Below are 17,211 nucleotides of genomic sequence, written 5' to 3' on the forward strand. Positions count from 1 at the left end.
ATTATTCAGAATAAAATCCTTCGATTTCAGGTTGACGGTATTTCCATATTTTATGTAAAACCTTGATTTCATAGGGATAATGATAAAAATTGTATTTATATCGGAAACCGGAAATGATTTTTAACAATCGTTTTTTATACCCATGAATCCTAAAATCGGAAACGGTGGGATAATAGCCATTCAAAACTGTTTCGAAATTTTTAATTGTGTCAATCATGTATGGCTTAAGCCAGGGAGTCAGTGGATTTTTTCGCAAATCAAAATTTTCCCAGGAGGGGGAGATCCATTCTTCAAGCTGTTCAGGGAATGAAAAACCGGCATCCAGAATCTGTTTATAAAGTTCCGAACCTTCTGTTGGCACAGGACTGAAAAGATAAATAATGATTTCCGAGTTCGGGTTGATGGTTTTGATTTCCTTGATGAAATTAATATCCCAAAGAATTTGATCGTAGACTTCTTTTTCGGTTTTGGCCGGCATACCTAAAACAAAAGACAGTTCAGGAATAATATCGGCATTTTTCATTCGGAGCACAAAATCTTTAATCATTTGTCCAGTTTGTGTTCCGCCTTTGTTCATTTGTTTTAGTACTGCATCATTACCTGTTTCGGCGCCAAGGAAAATCATTTTACAACCGGCTTTTCGCATCAGTTTTAATTCGTCGTCACTATACATATTGATGGTGTCAATACGACCTTCACCCCAATAACTGATACCATCGTTCATAATGAGTTCTGAAAATTCCAGTACACGTTTCTTTGAAGTAAAGAAATTATTGTCGTGAAATTCAATCGCATCAATGTTGTATTTTTCTTTGAAATATTTGACATCTTCATAAATTCGGGAAGCCGACATGCCTTTCCATTTGGCATTAAAAATAGGAACAATGGCGCAAAATGAACAGGAAAAAGGGCAGCCCATACTCGAATGGTAGGACAAGGTTTTATTTCCCATAAAGGTCTTAGCCAAATAATCCTGAACCGGATAAAACGAATTTAAATAGTCATACGGGAATTTGGGTAAAGTATCCTGATCCAGTAAAGCTTCGACTGCTGTTTTTACGATTTGATTTGCATTGTCTTTATAGATCAGGTTTTTAATAAAGCTTAAATTTTCATTCGCTTCCAATGCGTTAACCAATTCCGGAAAAGTATTGTCGCCGGGGCCATTAATTACATAATCTACACAACCAGAATTTAGTGCAACCTTATATTGATTTGAAGCAAAGTAACCACCCCAAACAGTAATCACATTTGGATAGGTTTCCTTGATTTTTTTGGTGAACGGAATGGCTTGCCTTAATTGGGGCCCGGGCATAACGGTGGATCCAAAATATTTGAATTCGCCTGTTTTTAAATAATTTTCAATAGTTTGCCAGGGATTTTGCTCCAAGTTTCCGTCTATAAAAACGTATTCATATTTGCCATGAACAGATGCGCCAACTTGGAGGATCGAATTGGGAATTCGGTGTTTGCCATTGGCACTTCGCGGATTGAATAGGATGATTTTGTTTGTTGACATATTTAGTTATCTCTTAGATCCATTATTGGCTTCTCAATCCATTTGTAAAAAAAACTTCCCAATGAATAAGTAAAAATAAGCAATGCTGAAATCAAAACCAAAGATTCATTAGCAGAATGAGGGATTATATATTTGAAAGTAATGTATATAATTGGCAGATGGATTAAATAAATGGAATAGGAAGCTAAACTTTGAAATGTAAATAGTTTTTCTAAAAACAAAGGCAATCTAAGATAAATAAAAAAAGGAAGTATGAAGCTGATAATAAATGGAATAATAGAATAATAGATAACATCGTTATAAAACAAGGAAATATTACTTTTTAAAATGACGGTGCAAATCGAATAGAGCACTATCCCAAGGATTAAAAATAATACCCGGAATTTCTTTAGTAAACCCGAATTTTTAAGATGGATAAAATATAATATAACGCCATAAATGGTAGCGTCCATACGGGTTAGGATAGCTTTTCTTATTTCGGAGTCCCAATTGTCAATTCCATTTAGGTATTTTATGATCCGGAAGCTTATTGCTATTACAATCCATATGAAAAAGAGCACGTAAAAGGGATTGGTTTTTAATTTTAATTTCAAAATACCCAATAAACCCATCGGAAACAAGATGTAAAACCATTCTTCAACGGTAAGTGAATAGGTATGTGGTAAAAAGTTAAAACTGGCAATGGTTAAATTCTGAAGAAAGACTATAAATTTCCATGAAAAATCTTTAGCATAATAAATATCAAAATGTGATAATATCAAACAAATTGATATTATTAAGAAATACATGGGCAAGGTTTTAAACCAGCGTCTTTTGTAAAATTTGAAGATATCTTTAAATGAAATGCTGTTTTTCTCATTATATTTTTTTTCGATAATGCCGCCAATTAAAAACCCACTCAGGATAAAAAACAAATCCAAAGCGGAATGGCTGACAAACCATAACATTCGGAATTGCGGAAAAAACAAATCGGTAACTAAAAAAGTGTGCTGTAAAACGACCAAAAACAAACATATGGAACGCAAAACGTCCAAGCCGGGATTTCTGGATAGCATTATTGAAGTATTCATTATTTTTTCTTTAGTAAAAAGATTATCAGATTTTTGGTATTCAAAAAATAGCCTTCTATTAATAGCTTGAATCGAATTTTTTTATTAAAAAACAATGTCAAAACAGTTTTATAATAGTTTAGGAAAAAGTATAAAACCATTTTCTTTTTCTTGTGGGTGTTACCATGATGAATTCTTATAAATGTTAACACTTCTGCTCGATACCACAATTTGTGTTTTGCTGAAATGGAAAACAAAAAATCCTGATGAGCATCAAAGAGATTTTCATTAAAAGGACTATTGTTTCTTAAAATTTCTTTTTTGAAAACGATTACAGCAAAGGGCAGGATTTTAAATTTTAAAACTTTTTCAATCGCATTTTCATAAAAATCATGTTCAAATTTATAGTAAGGTTTTCCAATGGCATTTATATCTTCAAAGTAACTGATGTTATGGGTAATCAATTTTACATCACTATTATTTTCAAAAACGGAAACAGCGGTTTGTAATTTGCTTTTTGCCCATAAATCATCCGAGTCTAAAATAGCAATTATTTCTCCACTTGCGTTTTTTAATCCGAGATTAAGCAATTTGCTGATATTCCCGGTATGTTGATATTTAAAGTACTTGATTCGATTATCATTAAAACTTTTAACAACAGTTTTGGTTTCATCAGTTGAGCCGTCATCAATAATGATATATTCAAAATTTTGATAGGTTTGATTTAGCACACTTTGAATGGTTTCTCCAATCAAATCGGCTCGGTTAAAGGTTATGGTGATAATGCTAAATTTCATAAGTGGTTTTTTTGAAAATATAAAATCGCATTAAAAGATAGTTAATTAAAACTCCCAAGGTATTTGCTAAAAAGGCTCCAAATAATAACAGTTGTTTGATGAACAAAAATGAAAAAACACAATTGATTATGCCCGAAATAATAAGGAAAAGTAAAACAATATTTTGTTTCTCAAGCTTAGTGAATCGGTACATTTCAAAGTTTAGCAAAGTAAAAAGAAAAATATTGGCAAAAAACAATATGGTAAATTTATAGTCTATCGGAATGGTATAAAATAAATTGGCTACTATATAAAATCCAATTGCTGACAGCAACGAAAATACAAGTCCGAAAGATTTTAAAAAGGTTTCTAATTTTTGAAACACTTTATGGTTAAACCTAAAAATACTGGTTTCGAATGTATTAATTAAAGTGGCATAAACCACCATACAGATGCTTGATAGACTCGAAATAATGAAATAATGGCTCATAACTTCTTTGTTTATAAGTATGCCAATTATATACAAATCAGACTTAGAAGCGATGAAACCAGCTAACGAAACACAAAAAAAAGAGAATGATTTTTTTAAAATTTTATAAGCTTCTTTTGCAGAAAAGGAAAATGAAATTTCATCCCAAAACAGGATTAAATAGTATAAAAATTTTACCAGCTCAAACCCAATAAAGCAAACTAAAAAAGTCACAGAGCCAAGTTTATTGCTATTGTCAAACACTAAAAAAAGAAAACCAGCAGACAGTAGTATTTCGCAAGCAAAAACAGTCTGACTTTTTTTTCTAAGAAGAATCAAGCTGTCAAATATAGGGACGAGTGATTTTAGGAAAAGGAGTGCTACTAACAAAAACTTTAATTCAAGTTGTATCGGTATGAAAACCACGACAAAACAAGCGATGAATAATAAAATGACTTTACTTGAAATTAAATTTGAAATCAGTCTTTTGCTCATTTGAGGACTTTTACTGATTTCTTTGGTGTTAAAAAACTTTCCGCCCCAATTGGAAAAATTGAAAAACAGCCCAAAAATGCTGATGAAATAAACATAAGAATTCAGCACTTCTTTTGAATTAAAATGAATTAAAATATAATTCAAAAGCAATCCGAAAAAACTAGTCAAAAGACCTCTTCCGACATTAGAAAAAGCTAAAAAACTTCTTAAGAATAATTTATTGCTTTTTTTACGAAACATTAGCGTTTGCCTTATTAAGATTCAAAAAAACTACAAAAATAGGGACAAATGCTATAATTGAAATAAAATCTAAAAATTGATTAAATAAAGAAGCTATACTAAATTTAATTTTTTTAAAGTAATACGAAAAAAAATGCCTCATATATTAAAATTATATGATTTTTTGTCATAAAGTTTTTTACAAAACAATCTTATTCAAATTAAATTTTTCACAAAAATATTACCATGTAAGCGGTCTCTCGAAAATGATTTAATTATTGTGATCATTTCATCGGCAGAGACCCAGTTTTTTAATTTAAATTTCAAATTTTCATTTAAAACATAATTAAAATGAGTACTAGTTTTGCTTAATTTTTGAATGATTTTTATAGTATCTTCTACAAAACCTCCAGTAAATTCAAATTCAATAATTGGAATTTCATATGTTAGAGATGATAAAATTTCCAACTCATATCCTTCAACATCAATTTTACAGTACTTAGGCAAACCGTATTTCTCTATTAGATAATCAAGAGATTTTACTGTTACAATTTCTTTTTTGTCCCAAAAAACTGTGTCACAACAAAAATAATCAATGAATTCATTAGAAAGTGTTGCAACTTCACTAATATTTGATAAATGTAATTCCTTTTCCTCATTTTTGGCACCTACTGCAAAAGGGTAAAAATTAAATGTACGGTTTTTAATTTTTGATAATTCATTTAAACAACTACTTTGTGGTTCAAAAGCAATGACTTTTGCGCCTATAGATAAGAATAATTTACTTTTAGAGCCAATATTCGCACCAATATCAAAGCATATATCATTTTTGTTTATTAATTTTTTATAAAATCTTCTTTTTTTAAACTTAGATATAAAACTGATTTTAAAAACCAGTTTAAGAGTTTTTAAATTATATTTCAATAGTTTGTGTATTTTTGTTAAAATTAAGATAAAGAACAAACTTATGAAAAAATTAGTATTATTGGGATTATTTGCTGTAAATTCAGCTTTTGCACAATACAATTATGGTAGTCAAAACATTCTCTATTCAAGTCCAAAAGCTGTAACAATTGGCTCATCTACACAAATTGCAGGATATCAAGGTGTTGATGATAGAGGTTTAGAGGTCTACTCGCCAACATTTTCAATGATAACATTGAAAACAGGATCCTATGCAATACAATTATATAATAGTCCCTTTGGCAATAGTTTTTTATTACCAAATAATTTTCCATTCAATTTTTCAATTGGTGCAATAAATGCTATGAAAATTCAGACAAACGGCAATATAGCTATAGGAACTGACTTAAATCCAGCTGATTATAAACTTGCAGTAGGTGGAAAAATTATTGCCGAAGAATTAAAAGTACAGTTGCAAAGTGCACCATGGCCAGATTATGTTTTTAGAAATGATTATAAATTGCCAACACTTGAGGAGGTAGAAAAGCAAATTCAGGAAAAAGGGCATTTAATAAATATGCCTTCTGCAACAGAAGTAAAAGAAAATGGTTTTGAAGTGGGAGAAATGACACGCATTCAACAAGAAAAAATTGAAGAATTAACCCTATATATTATTAAGTTAAACCAGCAATTAAAGGCTCAGGAAAAAAGGATGCAGGCACTAGAAGCAAAGGTTAACAACTAAACAAAATGATGTTGATTTTGAACTTGTAAGATTTTTTAAGCAATATTATCCTATAAATTGACAATGCTTTACTTTTTTTAAATTACTTTTCAAGGTTCAAATTTAATTCTCTCAAGGCATAAAACCCAATTCCCCTATCGTAATCCGAAAGATAAATAAGTTTTTTATTGTTTATTAGCATTGGCTTTAGCTTATTGCTTTTGTCAAATGTAAACTGTTTTTTGTTATAAAAAATTTGATTATTTTTTAATTCAACCTTAATTACGGTTTGTGTTTTCAGTGCAATAGATGCTGTTTTTCCGCCCTTTTCTGTCCAATAAAAATAAGTTAATTGGTTATTTAAAATTTTGTAATCATAAACCAAAATTGGAGCATTTTTATGAAGAAAATAAGTTGAATTTACAATTTCTGACTTTTTAAATAAAGCTATTAAAAGGCAGGGAAGAATTGTGCTAAGTGTAATAATTTTCCAATTTACTTTTCGGTAAATTAATGATAAAAAGAGAATAAAAAACAATACCAAAGCAAACAATCTAAGGTAAGAGAACGGAAATCTATTTGCATTAAAAATGACTAGTGGCAAATTATTTATCAGCAATAAAAGAGAAAGAAAAATGACTTTTTTAACTTTTGAAATATCACTTTTTGCCAAAACGAAAAACGGGAACAATAGTAAAATGAAAGTATATGTGCTTCCATAAGGCGAAATTAAAATTGTGGTCAAAATCCAATAAGAGAAGACAAAAAGGGAATTTGAAACTCTCTTGCAAACGAAATACCCCGTGATTATTAATCCAATTTTTAAGGCAGAAGTTAATGCGAAAAATAAAAAGGGAGAATTAAGGAAAGCATCCGGATTTTCAATTTCGTCAAAAATCATTAATCGTTTTAAAAACATAAAAACAGACTGGTAATTGTCAACAAAGGCTCCGGCAATTTCTCCATTGAAAGCTTTTGTCAAAACATTTTTAAAATAAAAAATCCAAATGTCAAATCCTGTAAAAAGCACTGAAATTAAAAACAGCAGCGAACAAGAAATCGCAATATAAATCACGGGTTTGAATTGTTTTTTAAATACAAATACAAAAATTAAAAGTATTGGAAACACTTTAAGAAATATTGCCAAACTTAAAAAAAACGCCATTTTTTTAGGCTGCTCTTTTTCGTAGGCCAACCAAAATTCACTTAATAAAAAGAAAAGTAAAAAATAAACTTGTCCAAACAGTAATTCGTTTTTTATGGGTACAAAAAATAATATTGGAACAAGTAAAACATGGTTTGGATTTATTTTATAAAACAAAACCAATCTATTCAAACTGTATATAAAAAATAATACACTTATGCTGTTGAAAACGACTTTGGCTGTGGCCAATGGCAAAAAAGATATTGGGTAAAAAAACAACGCTAATAAAGGAGTGTTTGGAGCATAACTTGTAAATAACCCGGAATATCCAAGATTCAAAATGGCTTTATTGAATTCATAAGGAAGATAGATGCTCGAATTAAATTTGCTATCGGCTAAAAATTTGCCGCCAAAGTAGTAATTTGAAAAATCGTGAACAGGGAAATTAATTGCTTTGTATATGTAAAAAGCACAAAGTAAAACCAGTGGAATTAATCCGTAATATTTTTCTAAAAAGCCTTTCACAATTTTGAAAAAAGTGAAAATGAAAACAGTTTAGTCTTTTGCAAAAAGTAGGATATCGAAACTCTTAAAACACCCAATCCATAAGTGATACTTCTTTTGAAATTAATGGAACTCGCTTCTTCAAAATAATTTGCGGGACATGAAATCTCACCAATTCGGGCCTTTTTATAGCAACATTGCGCCAGGATTTCATTGTCAAAGACAAAATCATCCGAATTGTTTTCGAAATCAATTTTCTGCAACAATTGAGTATTAAAACAGCGATAACCGGTATGATATTCGGAAAGTTTTTGATTCATCAAAACATTTTGGACGAAAGTCAAAATCCTATTGGAAATATATTTATACAGCGGCATGCCGCCTTTTAAGGCACCTTTACTCAAAATACGAGAACCCAAAACAACATCGTACAAATCATTGGCGACTAACGTACACATCGCCGGAATGAGTTTTGGTGTGTATTGGTAATCGGGATGCAACATCACGATAATGTCGGCGTTGAGTTGTAACGCTTTTTTATAACACGATTTTTGATTGGCACCATAGCCTTTGTTTTTATCGTGAACGATGATATGTTTGATGCCAATTTCTTTAGCGACGGCAATCGTATCGTCCTGACTGAAATCATCGGTAATAATTATTTCATCAACAACATCAAACGGAATTTCTTCAAAGGTTTTTTGAAGTGTTTTGGCCGCATTGTAGGCGGGTAGAACAACGATTATTGTTTTGTTATTTATCATCAATTCAAATGATTAACTTCAATTTCAGATTGTTCCCGAACACTTGAAGAAACTGGCAACCCTTGAAATGGAGCCAAACTTTCGATATCTTTTCTATAATATAAATTGCCCAGGAAAGGGAATTCGGTATAAATATGAGTTGGTAAATTTGACAACTGACCTTGAACTTGCGTTAAAGGCATTTTCCATTCCAGACTCAGGCGTTCTGCCGAAGGTTCCATAAACGAAATGTATAACAATTCGGTCAAGGTGTGTTGTTGTGTTTGTGAAAAATCAACACCATCAGTCAGGGCTAATTTTTGCTTTCGGTTGCTTTCGCGGTAACTGATTAAAGTATTTTGAAATTCGTTATATGTCAGGTAACCGGCATAATTATTTTGAGTACTAAACATTTGATTGATGGTTGATTCGTGACACCACATACATTTTCCTGGTTTTCCGGCATTAGAATGGGAGGGATCGGCATTGTTTTTTCGGTTGCCGTTAACATCAAAAATGCCAAAGCGTAATTGGCCGTTTGGCAATACTTCAATAGTTTCGTACTCAAAAATTTCACCCGAAACAGGATTTACTTCTTCAGATAGAAAAATCTGATTGAAACCATTTTGCTCTGAAAACTTAATGATTCTGTTTTCAAACGAAACACTCGAATTATCTACGTATCCTTTTTGTGGAAGCAGTGTATATCGATTCAGGACTTCTGTTAGAGTTTTAGGTGTTCCGATGATTTCATAATAATGCTCGGAAGCGCCCAACAATAAAGTTATATATCTTCCTAAATCTATAGCATTTGTAGTTCGATATTCTTGTGATTCCTTAATTTTCAAATTCAGTTTTGATAATTTTTCAATGGCGCTTTCTGAAAAGCCGAGTTTGTTTATATTTATTGAAATAATATTATTTGAAGTTGAAATTCCGTTTAATGAAGTCGGTAATATCGCACCAACATAGGACAATCCCCATTTGAGGCCAATCAAAGATTTATCAATTGTATCATCCGGATAAGCTTTGTTCCATTTTAAATGAAGAGCATCATCGTGATTTTGCAATTCATAATAAGTATCACTTTCACAGGACACAAATAAGAGTAAAATCGAGATAGAAAGAAGTTTTTTCATAAGTCTCATTTGCTAATTTTCATCAATCCGCCAGCCAAAATCGATTTGATTTTAAGTTTTAATCCTTTGATACTGCTTTTATTTTTCAAACGGGAAAATTCAACCTCATTTACTACTTTTTTTACTGCATAATCGTAATATTTTCGACTATAACTTCTTTTGAAATCAATTTCCCTGTCGGTTGAAGTTTCCCAATTTGGTTGAATAGTAATGTTGTTTTCAATTTCATTATATAACGAAGTTCCTTTTATCGGATAAGCAATTGTTATAGTATAATGTGTAGGATTTGCCTCTTTTAAGTACTGAATTGTAGTAGAAATGTCTTCTTCAGTTTCACCCGGATATCCAAGCATTATGAATGTTCCGGTCTCGATTCCTAAAGCATTCGTCTCTTGAATAATTTTTTTTACATGATTTACATCGACACGACGATCCATCAAATCGATAATTTTTTGAGAGCCACTTTCGGCACCAATCCAAATTCTAAAACATCCGGCTTCTTTCAAAAGTTGCAGAATTTCTTCATTAAGTCGCTCTGCTCTGGTAATGCATTCAAAGCGGATTTGGGCATTTTGCCTGACAACTTCTTCATGAAAAGCAATGAGCCATTTGTGGCTAATTGTGAACACGTCATCTACAAACCATATTGCGTCAGGATTGTATTTGTCTTTAAGCATTTTCATTTCTTGGGCAACCAAATGTGCCGGTCTTCGGCGGTAACTTTGCCCATAAACTGCGGTACTACACCATTTGCAAGTATAAGGACAACCCCGTTGCGTGGAAATGGTCATTGAACTTTCACCATGATTTTTCTTCCAGGTTTCAAGATATTTCCCGATTGGTATTGCATCGCGGTTTGGCAATGGCAATTCATCCAATTCCCTAAATTTGGTTCTCGCCTGTGTTTGAATGACGCTGTTGTTTTCAAAAAAAGCTATTCCGTTTATTTGGTTAAAATCACTCTTATTGATGATGGCATTATACAATTCATAAGTAGTTTCTTCGCCTTCACCAATAATAAGAAAATCGGCTCCGGATTTTAAATAGTTTTCTATATTATAAGTTATATCCGGACCACCAAGAATAATTTTCGGAAAACTATATGATTCGGTTTTTAGAATTTTTATGAGTTTTACAACTTCTATTTTTGTCATTAAATTGGTGTAAATAGAAATGACTTTTGGTTTTTTCTCTAATATATAGTTAAGTTGATCTTTTTGGGAATAAAAAGTAGTGTCGTAGACATTATTCGGGATGTCTTTGCTTATCAAATATGCTGAAACATACAACAGCCCTAATGGTGGATAGGGCTTCATTATCTTTTGTTCCTTCAAATCTCCAGAAAGATAATAGGCGTGTGTAAATAGAATACTCATTTTTTTTGAAAAACTATTAAATAATGATCAGCATATTTTGATAGAAATGAGCAGTTTTTAATTGCCGTATCCAAATTTTTTAAAATCGACAACAGTTTCAATTTATTTTTAAAAAATGTTTCTAAATATGATGGCGGAATAAAAAAACCAATTGGTTTAATGGAAATAATTTCAAAATCATTTCCCGATAAATTTACAATATCTTTTGGATTATAATAAAAAGTGTTTACTTTTTCTCCGTCAACATTGGCAATTACACTTTCTTTTTTTCTTCTAAAAGCCAAAGAGAATTTTGCTTTTGCCAAAAAATAAAAGGATTCCCAGAGGGTATTTTTAGGCATAATCACCAAAACCAAATGGCCTTTTTCTGAAACTAAATTTGATACGTTTTCAAAAAATAACTTTAATTCTTCTTTAGATAAACAGTTTAAACCGCCAAAATTAGAAAAGATCAAATCAAATTTTTTATCTCCAAAAGGTTTGCCGATTTCATTGATACTTAACCCTTCAAAAGTTAGGTTTGGCAATTTTTCTTTGCTTTTTGCAATTAAAATCATCTTTTCCGAAATGTCAGTTGCGACAACCTGAAAGTTTTGTTTTGCCAGCCAAATAGCGTCTTCGCCAGTGCCGCAATTGATTTCGAGAATGGTTTTGGGAATATTATTTTTTAGAAATTTCGATAAATGTAAATAAACGACCTCGCGCTGCGCTTTTCCAATAGCAGAATTGGTAAAAGTGGAGTCATAATTTGTGGCTGCATTATCAAAATCAGCTTTCATTTTTTGATAATTTTAAAATCAAACGGTCAGCAAAAGCACTCGGAATATAGTATCCGAGTTTTGCAATTGATTTTATTTTCTGAAAATTTAAATTCAGCGGATGTTTTATAAAGGTTCTCAAGGTGTAAATACCCTGGCTTTTTCTATATTCTTTGTGGACAAATCGTTGCAGTTTTCGATAAAAATTAGAATCGAAACTTCCGTTGAACATCATTTCAAAATCGTCTGAATCTGTCCAATTGGATTTTAATTTCAAATCTTCTTTTACTTTTTCGTAAAAAGGTGTTCCCGGCAAAGGATACGAAATCGAAATTCCAATATTGTCCGGTAGCAATTCTTTTACCATTGCAATGGTTTTTCGAATATCTTCCTTGATTTCAGTTAAATATCCAAATTGAAGAAAAAAGGCAATCCTAATTTTATGTGCTTTCAATAATCTCGTGGCTTCATAAATTTCTGCTACTTTTGTGCCTTTATCCATCGCATCCAGAATTTTTTGCGAAGCGCTTTCGGCACCTACCCAAACTTCTTCACATCCTGATTTTGCCAAAACATCTATTGTGTCTTCTTTTAACAATAAATCTACGCGACTTTGAATGTAATAACTGATTTTTAGGTCTTTTTTCTGTAATTCGGCATTGAATTCTTGAACCCAATTGGGTTTCAATCCAAATATGTCATCACACATCCAAAAACGATTTACACCAAATTTTTCTTGTAAAATAGCTATTTCTTTGACAATATATTCTGGCGAATGAGCATTGTATCTATTCCCATAAATGGGTTTTGCACACCAATTGCATTTGAAAGGACAGCCTCGGGTGGTTGCTAAATTCAACGTGAATGATTGCTTGCTTTTAACCCAAATATTTTTGTATGCATCTATGTCAACCAAATCCCAAGCGGGTAAAGGCAATTCATCTAAATTTTCGAGAACTGCACGTTTTGAATTAATGGTGATAATTCCTTTAGTTTGAAATACAATTCCATTAACGATTTCGATTTTATTTCCTTTTTCGATAGTGTTTATGAGTTCTAATAAGGTTAATTCACCCTCTCCTTGGATGATATAATCTGCACCTTTTTCAAGATATTCTTTATAATGATCCGTCGCATCTGAACTACAAACAATTACGATACAGTTTTCTTTTTTGCCAAATGCAATCATTTCAAAACAAGCTTCACGCATTTTGGTAAGACACATTTTAGTGAGATAATTAAAACCGTCATCATAAATCACCAAATATTTTGGCTTTTTTTCTTCTAAAACTGATTGAATTGAAAGAGGATTTTCTAATAAATTTACATCAAATAAATCCACCAAATAGTTATTTTCGCGCATTAATGAAGCCGCATACAAAGTTCCCAAAGGAGGAAAAGGTGTTTTGTTTTTCCATTGCTTAGGGTCTAGATTATAGTAATATGAATGCGAAAAAAGGATGTCAAGCATGTTCTTCGGATAGTTCGATGTTATGGATTTTTTGAAATTCTCTGTATTTTTCGTTCAAAGTCAAGATTACTTTTTTCTGAAAATTTGAAGGATGATGCTTTGAGATGTTTTGGGTTGATTTGAGTGCTATTTTAAAATCTTCCGATGCAATATTTTTAAATTTCGATTTCCATTTTGCTATAGTGATTTTTTTAAAACCAGAATCGACAAATCCGCCAATGGTATTGTTTAGGGTAAATTCTGCTGTTTTAGTAAAAAATGGTTTTTTTAAATTTTTAACAGGCAATAAATTGGGCTCAAATTTTGGAAAGTAATTATTGACCCAAATATTTGTTGCATAAAACTTTTCAAAAATTTCTTTACCCATAACTGGAATCAAGGTTTTTAACTCGGTGGCTGTAAATCTGTTTTTTTCTTCGATTTCAAGGTTTGAAGTTGAAATGAAGTAATTAATGCAGAAATATTTTCGTGAGTTTAGCAAAAATATTTTTTTAAATAACATCAATAGTGTTCGGCAAATCCACAATCTACCTGGTTTTGTGATTACAAAAAAATCAATATCACTGTCTTGATCATGATATCCTTTTGAAAGAGAACCAGAGATGGCCACAGCTTCCACATATGGAAATTTCGAAATTAAATCAGCTCTTTTTTTGGCTTTTATCATTGCATTTGGAGCCTGTAGATTTCCTCTTAATCTTTTGGTTACACTATCCAAATCGTTTCCATAAACAAAGAATTCGTCTACCTTGAACAGGATTCCTTTTTCAATTAAATCATTTAATTCTTTGGCTGTATCTGCCACATTATTGTAGTTTGTATAACTGTGTATTTCCTCCAATTTTAAAGGATGTCGGAAAATGGAGAAATACAATATGGTTTTTAAAGTCTCCAAGGGGCATTGTATTTATGGTATTTACATGGCTAAAGATAAAAATTAAATCTTATTAATGTCCCTTTCGGTTGTTTTTTTTCAACTCCTAAAATTAACATTCAAAAAGAAGGCTGTTTTAAAAATGTTTTCTTGTTAATGAAGAGGTTAAATGATTGGTAAAAACGGAAATATAAGAACAAGAGTCGACTAGAAAAGTATAAATTAAAAAAAAACCATCAGTGATACTGGTGGTTTTTTAGTATTATTAGAATGTGTGTTTAAATTTTGAATGTTATAACGGGTCTTACGGCATGGTTTACCAGACCTTCGCTAATGCTGCCATTAAAAAAGTGTGCGAATCCGGTTCTTCCATGCGTACACATTCCGATAATATCAGCATTGATACTGTTTGAGAAATTAATAATTCCTTTTTCGATATTGGCGTCGTTGTAAATATGTGTTGAATAATTTGTCAGATTAAATTCGGTTACAAAATCGTTCATTGCTTTCTCAGCAATATGACTTGGTTTGAAGCTATTGGGAGTGCAAATTCTAACCAAATGAATTTTTGCATCAAATAATTTGGTGAAGTTTAAAAGTTTTTCAAATGGTTTTTTAGCTTCTTCTGTAAAGTCTGATGCAAAAACAATATTTTCTATATTGAAATTTGAAATGTCTTTTTTGATAATAAGAACCGGAATTTCGGAATGTCTTACCACTTTTTCAGTATTAGATCCAATTAATAGTTCTTCAATTCCTGAAGATCCATGTGATCCCATTATGATTAAATCAATCTCCTGGTCTTTACTGATTTGAGTAATTCCATGTATTGGTTTATCCATTTTTACAATTTCTGTAACCGGAATGTTGTCAAGATAAGGCTTTTCTGAAATTTTGTCCAGCATTTCATTGGCTTTTTTCATGAAGAGCATCGTTTCCGGAATACTTGCTCCTCCAAATATTGCATCGTTTGTCTGGTGAGGTAATTCGAGCATGTGTAAAATAATAATTTCAGAATCGGTTTTTTTGGCAATTTGTGCGGCGACTTTTAAGGCGTCTTCCGCATGTTCAGAGAAGTCGGTGGGTACTAAAATTCGTTTCATAATTTTTTTGGTTAAAAAATGAATAATTCGTTATTTTAATGCTTCAATAAAGATAAGAAATATTATTACAGCAATCTAATTATTTTGATTTATAAAAAAAACACTATATTTGCACCGTTATTTATTAAAATCTAAATAATGAGGGGACTAAGTGTCCCCTCTTTTTATAAAATTATGACATTTAAAGAAAAAGTAAACGCATTAATTACAGAGGCCCTTTTAGAAAAGCCTTCAATCTTTTTGATTGATTTGAGTATTTCTGACTCTTTTAAAATTAGTGTAGGTTTAGATGGGGATAATGGAGTGGCACTTCAGGATTGTATTGATATCAGTCGTGCAATCGAAAATAATCTGGATCGTGAAGAGCAGGATTTTTCTCTTGAAGTAGCGTCGGTTGGAGTAGGTTCGCCATTGAAATTTACAAGACAATACATAAAAAATATTGGTAGAACGTTGATTGTTACTACAAATACTGAAAAAATTGAAGCAGAATTGTTAGAAGCTAACGATGTTTTTATAATTTTGTCTTGGAAAGCAAGAGAACCAAAAAAAGTAGGAAAAGGAAAAGAAACAGTTCAAAAAGAGCAACAAATACCTTATACAGAAATTAAAGAGGCAATTGTTACAGTAACATTTTAATTAAAGAATTCGCATGGAAAATTTAGCATTAATCGATTCATTCTCAGAGTTTAAAGATAATAAACTTATTGATCGTGTAACGCTTATGGCAATTTTAGAGGACGTGTTTAGAAATGCATTGAAGAAAAAATACGGTTCTGATGATAACTTCGATATTATCATTAATCCTGATAAAGGAGATATGGAGATTTGGAGAAGAAGAGTAATCGTTGCTGATGAAGATCTTGATTTTGAGAACGAAGAAATTACCTTGACTGAAGCTAGAATGATTGAAGCGGATTTTGAAATTGGTGAAGAAGTTTCTGAAGAAGTTAAATTGATTGATTTAGGAAGAAGAGCTATTTTGGCTTTACGTCAAAACTTAATATCTAAAATTCACGAACACGATAATACAAATCTTTATAAACAATTTAAGGATATTATTGGCGATATTTACACCGCAGAAGTACATCACGTACGTCCAAGAGTTGTTATCCTGGTTGATGATGAAGGAAATGAGATTGTACTTCCAAAGGAAAAACAAATTCCATCTGACTTTTTCCGTAAAGGAGATAATGTTCGTGGAATTATTGAAAGCGTTGAATTAAAAGGAAATAAACCTCAAATTATTATGTCGAGAACTTCAGAGAAGTTTTTGGAAAAATTATTTGAACAGGAGATTCCAGAAGTATTTGATGGTTTAATTACAGTTAAAAATGTAGTTCGTATTCCTGGTGAAAAAGCAAAAGTAGCAGTAGATTCTTATGATGATAGAATTGACCCTGTTGGAGCTTGTGTTGGTATGAAAGGATCTCGTATTCACGGAATTGTTCGTGAGTTAGGAAACGAAAATATCGATGTGATTAATTATACAAGTAATATTCAATTGTTTATTACAAGAGCATTAAGCCCTGCGAAAGTTTCTTCTATCAAAATTGACGAAGAAAACAAAAGAGCTGAAGTTTTCTTGAAATTAGAAGAAGTTTCTAAAGCAATTGGTAGAGGAGGTCACAATATTAAATTGGCCGGTCAGTTAACAGGTTACGAATTAGATGTTATTCGTGAAGGGGATGTTGCTGGTGCAACTGCAGATGAAGATGATGTTGAATTAACAGAATTTTCAGATGAAATTGAAGACTGGGTAATTGAAGAATTTGCTAAAATAGGTTTAGATACTGCAAAAAGTATTTTAAAACAAGAAGTAGAAGATTTAGTAAGAAGAACAGATTTAGAAGAGGAAACAATTCTTGATGTTATGAGAATACTAAAAGAAGAGTTTGATAGCTAGTTATCTGCTCTAACAACACAACGAAAAAGGTAATAATAA

At 31.4% G+C, this 17,211-nt stretch carries 15 protein-coding genes; 3 read left to right on the plus strand and 12 right to left on the minus strand.

The window, feature by feature from the left end:
• Position 1: 1 nt before the first annotated feature.
• The 4 genes from PMI10_RS13770 to PMI10_RS13790 form a co-directional block, all read right to left on the minus strand.
• Complete coding sequence (locus PMI10_RS13770) at positions 2-1,519, minus strand: B12-binding domain-containing radical SAM protein (protein ID WP_007808917.1); 1,518 nt, start codon at positions 1,517-1,519, stop codon at positions 2-4.
• Positions 1,520-1,521: 2 nt separating this feature from the next.
• Positions 1,522-2,589, minus strand: a complete 1,068-nt coding sequence (locus PMI10_RS13775; RefSeq protein ID WP_007808918.1) for an acyltransferase family protein — start codon at positions 2,587-2,589, stop codon at positions 1,522-1,524.
• A complete protein-coding gene (locus tag PMI10_RS21730; RefSeq protein ID WP_007808920.1) occupies positions 2,589-3,365 on the minus strand; it encodes a glycosyltransferase family 2 protein in 777 nt (258 codons plus the stop codon). The genes PMI10_RS13775 and PMI10_RS21730 overlap by 1 nt, the downstream gene beginning before the upstream one ends.
• Positions 3,366-4,743: 1,378 nt before the next feature.
• A complete protein-coding gene (locus PMI10_RS13790) occupies positions 4,744-5,451 on the minus strand; it encodes an FkbM family methyltransferase (RefSeq protein ID WP_007808926.1) in 708 nt (235 codons plus the stop codon).
• A gap of 43 nt (positions 5,452-5,494) precedes the next feature.
• Here PMI10_RS13790 and PMI10_RS13795 point away from each other — a divergent pair, with 43 nt between their 5' ends.
• Complete coding sequence (locus PMI10_RS13795) at positions 5,495-6,175, plus strand: tail fiber protein (RefSeq protein ID WP_007808928.1); 681 nt, start codon at positions 5,495-5,497, stop codon at positions 6,173-6,175.
• A gap of 82 nt (positions 6,176-6,257) precedes the next feature.
• Here PMI10_RS13795 and PMI10_RS13800 read toward each other — a convergent pair whose 3' ends face one another.
• The 8 genes from PMI10_RS13800 to PMI10_RS13835 form a co-directional block, all read right to left on the minus strand.
• The gene (locus tag PMI10_RS13800) at positions 6,258-7,823 is read right to left on the minus strand and encodes a glycosyltransferase family 87 protein (RefSeq protein WP_007808931.1); all 1,566 of its coding nucleotides are present in this window, start codon (positions 7,821-7,823) and stop codon (positions 6,258-6,260) included.
• Positions 7,820-8,566: a glycosyltransferase family 2 protein gene (locus tag PMI10_RS13805; protein ID WP_007808933.1), complete on the minus strand. Its 747-nt coding sequence runs from the start codon at positions 8,564-8,566 to the stop codon at positions 7,820-7,822. The genes PMI10_RS13800 and PMI10_RS13805 overlap by 4 nt, the downstream gene beginning before the upstream one ends.
• Positions 8,566-9,684, minus strand: coding sequence for a hypothetical protein (locus tag PMI10_RS13810; protein WP_157489849.1), 1,119 nt, complete (start codon positions 9,682-9,684; stop codon positions 8,566-8,568). The genes PMI10_RS13805 and PMI10_RS13810 overlap by 1 nt, the downstream gene beginning before the upstream one ends.
• A 5-nt stretch (positions 9,685-9,689) precedes the next feature.
• A complete protein-coding gene (locus tag PMI10_RS13815; protein ID WP_007808938.1) occupies positions 9,690-11,060 on the minus strand; it encodes a B12-binding domain-containing radical SAM protein in 1,371 nt (456 codons plus the stop codon).
• On the minus strand, positions 11,057-11,839 hold the full coding sequence (locus PMI10_RS13820; protein ID WP_007808941.1) for a class I SAM-dependent methyltransferase: 783 nt from the start codon (positions 11,837-11,839) through the stop codon (positions 11,057-11,059). Before PMI10_RS13820 ends, PMI10_RS13815 begins: the two co-directional genes overlap by 4 nt.
• Complete coding sequence (locus PMI10_RS13825; RefSeq protein WP_007808944.1) at positions 11,829-13,289, minus strand: B12-binding domain-containing radical SAM protein; 1,461 nt, start codon at positions 13,287-13,289, stop codon at positions 11,829-11,831. The genes PMI10_RS13820 and PMI10_RS13825 overlap by 11 nt, the downstream gene beginning before the upstream one ends.
• Positions 13,282-14,130 carry a nucleotidyltransferase domain-containing protein gene (locus tag PMI10_RS13830; RefSeq protein WP_238539474.1) on the minus strand — a complete coding sequence of 283 codons (849 nt, stop codon included), beginning with the start codon at positions 14,128-14,130 and terminating at the stop codon, positions 13,282-13,284. Before PMI10_RS13830 ends, PMI10_RS13825 begins: the two co-directional genes overlap by 8 nt.
• A gap of 311 nt (positions 14,131-14,441) precedes the next feature.
• Positions 14,442-15,266, minus strand: coding sequence for a universal stress protein (locus PMI10_RS13835; RefSeq protein ID WP_007808948.1), 825 nt, complete (start codon positions 15,264-15,266; stop codon positions 14,442-14,444).
• Between the two features lie 174 nt (positions 15,267-15,440).
• Here PMI10_RS13835 and rimP point away from each other — a divergent pair, with 174 nt between their 5' ends.
• Positions 15,441-15,905, plus strand: coding sequence for a ribosome assembly cofactor RimP (gene rimP, locus PMI10_RS13840; RefSeq protein ID WP_035631899.1), 465 nt, complete (start codon positions 15,441-15,443; stop codon positions 15,903-15,905).
• A 13-nt stretch (positions 15,906-15,918) separates the two neighbouring features.
• Positions 15,919-17,172 (plus strand): transcription termination factor NusA, encoded by a 1,254-nt coding sequence (nusA, locus tag PMI10_RS13845; RefSeq protein ID WP_007808951.1) that lies wholly within the window; start codon positions 15,919-15,921, stop codon positions 17,170-17,172.
• Positions 17,173-17,211: the final 39 nt, after the last annotated feature.

Source organism: Flavobacterium sp. CF136 (assembly GCF_000282055.1).
GTDB lineage: Bacteria > Bacteroidota > Bacteroidia > Flavobacteriales > Flavobacteriaceae > Flavobacterium.